This is a genomic window from Rhodococcus sp. C26F (genome assembly GCF_053345925.1).
Genome location: NZ_JBKFBA010000088.1, coordinates 1 through 6,451 on the forward strand (window position 1 = coordinate 1; position 6,451 = coordinate 6,451).

Annotated in this window: 4 protein-coding genes and 1 pseudogene; 2 read left to right on the top strand and 3 right to left on the bottom strand. The window is 64.5% G+C overall.

Features of this window, described 5'->3' with window-relative positions; genetic code table 11:
* Positions 1-69 precede the first annotated feature (69 nt).
* Positions 70-1,536: an MFS transporter gene (locus tag ACLBYD_RS30285; RefSeq protein ID WP_447819345.1), complete on the bottom strand. Its 1,467-nt coding sequence runs from the start codon at positions 1,534-1,536 to the stop codon at positions 70-72.
* A 90-nt stretch (positions 1,537-1,626) separates the two neighbouring features.
* Here ACLBYD_RS30285 and ACLBYD_RS30290 point away from each other — a divergent pair, with 90 nt between their 5' ends.
* Positions 1,627-2,127: a MarR family winged helix-turn-helix transcriptional regulator gene (locus ACLBYD_RS30290; protein ID WP_447819346.1), complete on the top strand. Its 501-nt coding sequence runs from the start codon at positions 1,627-1,629 to the stop codon at positions 2,125-2,127.
* Between the two features lie 94 nt (positions 2,128-2,221).
* On the opposite strand, the pseudogene ACLBYD_RS30295 reads toward ACLBYD_RS30290, so the two are convergent.
* A pseudogene (locus tag ACLBYD_RS30295) lies at positions 2,222-2,468 on the bottom strand (transposase); the annotation flags it as partial.
* A gap of 323 nt (positions 2,469-2,791) precedes the next feature.
* Here ACLBYD_RS30295 and ACLBYD_RS30300 point away from each other — a divergent pair.
* On the top strand, positions 2,792-5,305 hold the full coding sequence (locus ACLBYD_RS30300; protein ID WP_447819347.1) for a LuxR C-terminal-related transcriptional regulator: 2,514 nt from the start codon (positions 2,792-2,794) through the stop codon (positions 5,303-5,305).
* On the opposite strand, the gene ACLBYD_RS30305 is transcribed toward ACLBYD_RS30300, so the two are convergent.
* Positions 5,302-5,586 (bottom strand): hypothetical protein, encoded by a 285-nt coding sequence (locus ACLBYD_RS30305; protein WP_447819348.1) that lies wholly within the window; start codon positions 5,584-5,586, stop codon positions 5,302-5,304. The genes ACLBYD_RS30300 and ACLBYD_RS30305 overlap by 4 nt on opposite strands.
* Between the last annotated feature and the right edge of the window lie 865 nt (positions 5,587-6,451).

Genomic DNA, 6,451 nt, shown 5'->3' on the forward strand with positions numbered 1-6,451 from the left:
GGCGTCCGCTGTCCCGTTCGGGGTGAGCGCGACGCCCGCCGTGTACTGCGGTGTGACGTACCGTCCGGGTCAGGCGTTGACTGTCTCCAGATCCGGCGTGTTCGGCCGATCCGGAATCCGCTCGGTGCGGGCCGGGACGAGGAGCGCGACCAGGGCACCGGCGAGGGCAGCGCCCGCACCGATGAACAGACACAGCTGGAAGGCGGACTCGCTCGGGATCGTATGGCCACCGAGGTCCATCGTCTTGCTGGTGAGCACGGCTGCCATGACAGCGCCGGCTACGGTGGTGCCGACCGAGCGCATGAGCGAGTTGACGCCCACACTGGAACCGGCCTCCTCTATCGGGACGTTGTCCATGATCAGAGTCGGGAAAGCGGCGTAGCCGATACCGACACCGGCGGAGGAGATGACAACGCTGATCATCAGCTTCCACGGCGCGTCCATCAGCAGGGCGCCGAAGATGTAACCGCAGGCCACGACGGTGGCGCCGATGGCCAGGGTGAGACGAGCGCCGATGGCGTTGATCAGCCTTGCGGAGATCGGGGCGAAGACCATCATCATCAGGCCGCCGGGGAACATCCACAGGCCGGCCTGGAGGATCGTCTGTCCGAGACCGTAGCCGGTGCCCTCACTCATCTGCAGAAGCTGCGGCACGACGATCGAAGAGGCCATCATGCCGAATCCGATGAGGATGGCCGCGACGTTGGTGAAGAACACCGGGCGGCGGCCCATGGTGCGCACATCGACCAACGGGTCGTGGTGACGCAGTTCGAAAAGACCGAAGAGCACCAGGACAACGACGCCGACAACGATGCAGGTCCACGTGGCGCCGTTGTTCCAGCCCCAGGTCGAGCCCTTCGAGACCCCGACGAGCAGAGATACGAGACCGACGGCCATCAGTGCCACGCCCACGAAGTCGAGGCGGGCCGGGTGGGTGTCCTGGGTGGCCGGGACGATCAGAGCGGTGGCCACGAGGACGACGAGCGCCAAGGCGCTCGAGACGTAGAACAGGGCGTGCCAGTCGAAGGTCTGGGCGATCCATGCGGACAGTGGAAGTCCGATGGCGCCGCCGACGCCCATCGTGGCGGAGACGGTCGCGATCGCGGTGGCCTGCTTGTCCTTCGGGGCCAGTGCACGCACAGCCGAGATGGCGACTGGGATGTAGCCCATCGCGACGCCCTGCAGGGCGCGACCGACGAGGAACGGCACCAGGCCGGTGCTGACGGCGCACAGCAGCGAGCCGACCACCAGGACTGCGGCAGAGGCGACCATGATGCGCTTCTTGCCGTACATGTCGGCCAATCGGCCGGTGACCGGCATCGAGACGCCGGCGGCCAGCAGTGTGGCGGTGATCGCCCACGACGCGTTGGCGACCGAGGTGTCGAGTAGTTCGGGCAGTTCGGACTGGATCGGGATGACCAGCGACTGCATGAGTGCTCCGGCGAGGGAGCCGAAGCACAGGGTGATGATGACAGCGGTGGCGCGGCTCGGTGAGATGCTCGGTGCCGGTGCGCTCTTCGTGGTGAAGGTGTTCATAGGTTCCTGACGTATCGAGATATGTAAGTTACATATTTGGATGATGTGTAGAGTACATAAACAGGAACGGGCACAGATACTCAAAGTGGGGTGGTTCGCATCACAGGGCTGGTCGATTCGGTACGCGAGATGCGCGAATGGGCACTCGTCGTGGCAACCGCGCGCCTCGAGCGAGGACAACGCGCCTCGAAGTCCCTCAACCAACTCAACGCGGCCGACAACCGCCTACTCTGGTTGCTCACCTCGCAGGGCCCACAGACGATGCGGCAGATCGCCGAAGCCCTCCGACTGGAACAGTCCACGGTGAATCGTCAGGTCAACGCCGCCCTGACCCGCGGCCTTGTCGAGCGCCTCGACCACCCCGTCAACGGAGCCAAGGCCCTGCAAGCCACCCCCACCGGCCGGAGCATGTTCGAAACCGAACTTGCCCGAACGATGACGATCTTTGCGGCCGGACTGGACGCGCTCCCCGCGGACGTGCGCGACGACTTCGTCCGCAACCTCGGAGTCTTCGCCGAGGCCTACGCCATCGCAGCCGAGCAGCAGGTGCAGCGCGAAGACCCCAGCTCCCCCGGTGCCCACTCGAGTTGATCCGACGACGACGCCACCGTTGCACCGGCGCTACGCTTCGGGCGACCACGGGGGAGTGCCAGTTTTCCGGTGGATCCGCTTCTGGCGCATCGGTTTAGTTCTCACTCGCGGTGATCCGGCCCTCGAACGTGATAGCGAAAGCGTTCAACGCCGGCTTCCACCTCATCGCCCATCGTGCTCTTCCCTTCCCCCGTCGGGTCCAGAGCACGGGTCGCCACATACAGACACTTCAACGCGGCCTGTTCGTTGGGAAATGCCCGCGGGCCCGGATCGCCCGGCGGTACCGCGCGTTGATGTTCTCGATCGTGTTGGTACTGGCAGATCACGTGTCTGATCTCGAGGGTCGTAGAGGCTGTTGCAGAATGCGTGTCGTCGGGCTCGTTTCGGACACCGCTCTGGGAAAATACGGTATGGCCTAGGGATACCGACCGGTTCTGCGTGATCAAATGTATCTCTTACCTCCGGATATGCGGGAGTGGCTTCCTGCCGGTACACATCGGCGAGAGCTGGGCCACTTTTCGTGGCGATCGCACCGTGGATATCTCGACTACACACTAGGTTTGTATTGCATTTTGTGTGACATTGACGGGTGGGTGCGGGTTGTCGGGGCCCGCGCTCATCCCCGGAAAGAAAGCTGAGGGTCCCGACTGTGCCGGACATCGACATGTCCCCTCGTGCTCGGTTGTTCGCGACGCTGTCGGGCTCCGCAGCTCTGGTGGTCGTGCAGGGCAGCCGGTTCTCGGGAAAAACGGTCCTGGTGCGGTCGTGGCTGCTCAGCGGAGCCGTATCCGGGGTGAGCACGGTACCGGTGAGCGCTCCGTCAGGCCCGATGACCGCAGACGGGTACTGGACCGACGTCCTGTCGGCAGTGTGCGCGCGAACCGGCGCCACGACACCGCACGACGAGCTCGACTCGTTCGGCGCATTGTCCGCCGTGCTTGCTGCGTTGCGGCGACCGGTGGTGCTGGTTCTCGACGCGATCGACCGGGTCGAGCACATCGAAGCGAACGTCTCCGCGCTGCTCGACCTGTGCCCGCGACTGCGGATCGTCGTCACCACCCGGATAGTCGGAACGTGGCAGCGAGCAGTCGAGGCGGGTGCCGACCGCACGATCGTCCAAGCGGCCGAACTTGCCTGCACCGAGGAGGAAGTCGCCGCGGTCCTCGGCGCGGCAGCGGTTCCGCAGACTCCGCGCGCGATCGAGTGGATCACTCGTCGCACCAGCGGATTACCCGCACTGGTCGATGCCGTACGTGAGAGCCTGCACCAGCACGCCGCAGGCTTAGTCGATGCGGCTGTCGAGAGCCTCGACGAGCTCATCGACCATGCGATCGATCGTGCGGTGCTGCGCGCTCTCGACGATCCCGAGGTCGCACCGCTGCGCCGGGCGATTCTCGTATCCTCGGCCCTGGCCGTATTCCCGGACGATCCCTCCAGCTCGCACCCCTCGGACATCTCCCTACTAGGGGTGTCCAATCTGGGCGCCTTCATCCGCACCCTGATCGCTGCCGGATTCCTCGACCCCGGACCGGGCAGCGTCGAGGCCACCGGTCCGCTCACATGGTGTTATCCCGAACCGGTCCGTGCTGCACTGCGACGCATCGCCGAACACCAGCATCAGGCCGAACTACATGCCACCGAGAGCGCAACGATCGATGTCTTGCTCGACGCCGAGGAGCCACATACCGCGTTGGCTCACGCCATCGACGGTCGCCACTGGCAGCGTGCGCTCGCCATCGTCGACGCACACTGGACGACGCTGTACACCGGCGGCTTCCTCGACACACTCGGCGCAGCACTGGTCGCACGTATTCCCGCCGAGATCGCCGACGCCCATCCCACGATCGCAGCCATCCGCCGACTGCACCGTCAGTTCTCCGCACCCCGCGATGCCCCCGTCGTCACCGCCGAACCCGATACCGCGGTCGGCATCGGTCCTGAACCTGCCGAAGTCATCATGCGCGCAATGATGCTGCGGATCGAGGGCCGGTTCGCCGAGGCCGCCAAGGTGTGCGATGCTGCGGCTGGCCATCCACTGCCGGTCTTCGACGAACTCGACGAGCCCATCCGCCACGCCTACGCCTTCTATTACCTCCACGTCGGGATCACTTACCTGCTCGCCGATCGTCCCGCCGATGCGACCACGATGTTCCGCCGCGCGCACGTCGCCGGCGCCGGGATGTTCGTCGAACGTGATGCCGCCGGAAAACTCGCGCTCACCTGCGCACTGGAGGGTGCGCTGGTCGATGCCCGAGCGTGGATCGACGAGGAACGACGCCACCCACCGCTGGCTGCCGAGAGTGAGAAACTGGTCCGCACGGCCGGCTGCGTGGCCGCCGCATTCGTCGCACTCGACCATCTCGAATCCGGCACTGCTCTCGACATCCTCGCTGAACTCGGAACTCCCGCCGACAACGAAGAATTCTGGGCCTACGTCCTCTACGTCCGCGGACACCACGCGCTGTTGACGGGGATGGCGGCCGACGGCCTGCGCTACGTCGAGTCCCACCTGCCGCGTTACCCGACATTGCGCGAGGGTGGCGTCGCTGCGCCCCTGATCGACGCGGTGCTGGCGGATCTACAGCTTGCGTGCGGCAACTTCGACCGAGCCGAAGACGTGATCGCCGCGTCGACCCATCCCTTCGCGGCGCCGGTGCGAGCGCGGGCACGGTTGCTCATCGCGGATCCTGCCGGTAGTCAGCAGATCGTCGACCGGTACTTCACCGAGGCGGCCGGTCCTGTTCGCACCTCGATGGAGTTGGCCGTGCTCGGTGCCGCAGCCGCCGCTGCCCTCGACGACCTCGACGAGGCCCGCGGACATCTCGAACGGGCTGTCACCTTCTCACGGCACACCGGCATGCTGCGGCCGTTCGTGCTGCTGCCGCCGGCGATGCAGAGGACGCTGGCCGAACTCGGCGTCGAGCTACCTCTGGATCTGAGCCGCACCGTCGCACGATTTCCCGCCTTTCCGGCCTACCGGCCGCTGCTGGCACTGACCGCGCGTGAGCGTGCCGTGCTCGACGCGTTGCTCTCCGGGAGGACGGTCGCAGCCATTGCTGCGTCGCAGTTCGTCAGCGTCAACACGATCAAAACGCAACTGCGTTCGCTGTACCGCAAATTCGGCGTGCACAATCGCAAGGATGCCGTCGCTGTTGCCCGGCGCTTGCACCTCGACTAGAACATCGGCCGGGACTCGCCATCGGACTTTTGGATCTTCGTCGGTCCTGGCGGGTGCGTCGCGTCCACCACGACGGTGGCGTCGAGTGCCATGGAGCTTGCGGGGGATGACCGACGCACTCGATACGGCGAGGTCCGCTGCAAACCGCAGGTGGCAGCGGTGTAGTCATTACCCGACTTATGAGCCAGATCGAACTCCGGATGGGTACCCAACCACGCCAGAATATGCAGGCGACGCAGGAAGACCAGGTCCGGAATCGCAGCGAAGTCCTTGACGGTCAAGGCACGCACCTCGCGGTAACTGTCAAGTCAGGACTCGACGATGGTATCCAGGTGCGGGGCTTGGTCAAGGAATGTCGTTGTAGAGACCAGATCCCAGAATTTCCAACTGAATCCGCAGGCATCGAAGTTGATGACCCACGGCCGCTGATCGGTACCGCGAAGCAGCTTCGCCCCCGCAGGTCCCCGTGGACAAGTTGGTCGTTGAGGATCTCCCACTGGCTTCGGGTGATTGACGAGACGGCGACGGGCGGCACGAGTACCGAGGACCTTGCTCTGAATCGCTGCACGTGAAGCCCTTGCGGCCCGCACTTTTACGGCAATCGGTGCGTAAATGGAAATTATCAGCACCAACCCCGCACAAACTATGAGTGGCATACGCCCAGGTCACTTCATGTGCCCGATTTGTATTTTGTAGGTTCTCGTTTTAGGTGTCAGTTTCTCGATTTCATGTCAGTTGTCTGTCAGCTGCGTGTCGATTTCTCAAATTCGTGCCAGTAACGGGACCCTGAAAAAGTACCCAGGGCCAGCAAGGTTGAGGTCAGGTACGTGCAGGACTCCGGTGCCCTCTCGCGACGACCCTTACTGCGACGGATCCTCATTGGATATCCGGACTGCCGGTACGGAAAGTCCGCAGCCATCCCCATCGGCGGCACTATTTCGGGATGTTCTGGTCGTCCACCAACCGCCGCCATGCCCTCTACGAGAGCCGACTCGAACTGGACTGATTGTGGTTGGCGGACTACGCGCCGGAGGTGGTGGGGAGATCGCCCGCTAGTGCCGCATCACGCAACGTTTGCCCTGTCGACGATCTCCCGTAGCTGTTGATCCTCGGCGTGCTTGTTGCGCCAGATGATGTAGCGACGGA